Raw genomic sequence first — 292 nt, forward strand, 5'->3', positions numbered from 1 at the left:
GTCTCGCTTGGCGCGGGCGCGGCCCACCGCAAGGCCAAGGAGTTCCTGCCCTGGTCGGCCCTGGCAGGCGTGGCCTGGGCGATCTACAGCGTGGGCCTCGGCTACTTCGGCGGCCAGTGGCTCGGCGCGAGCTGGCTGGGCACGGCGGTCTCGGTCCTCGCCCTGTTCGGCGCCGGCTCGGTGGCGGCCCTCCTCATGCGGCGCCCGGCTCCGACGCCGGCTTCCTAGCCGCTCCCCCTCCCCTCACCTCGATCCCGGCCAGCAGTTCCCGGGTCGCGTCCGCGATCTCCTG

1 pseudogene is annotated in these 292 nt (G+C 75.0%); it reads left to right on the top strand.

The window, feature by feature from the left end:
- A pseudogene (locus tag J0695_RS40845) lies at nt 1-228 on the top strand (hypothetical protein); the annotation flags it as partial.
- Nucleotides 229-292 lie beyond the last annotated feature (64 nt).

The organism is Streptomyces beijiangensis, from assembly GCF_017315755.1.
Lineage (GTDB): Bacteria > Actinomycetota > Actinomycetes > Streptomycetales > Streptomycetaceae > Streptomyces > Streptomyces beijiangensis.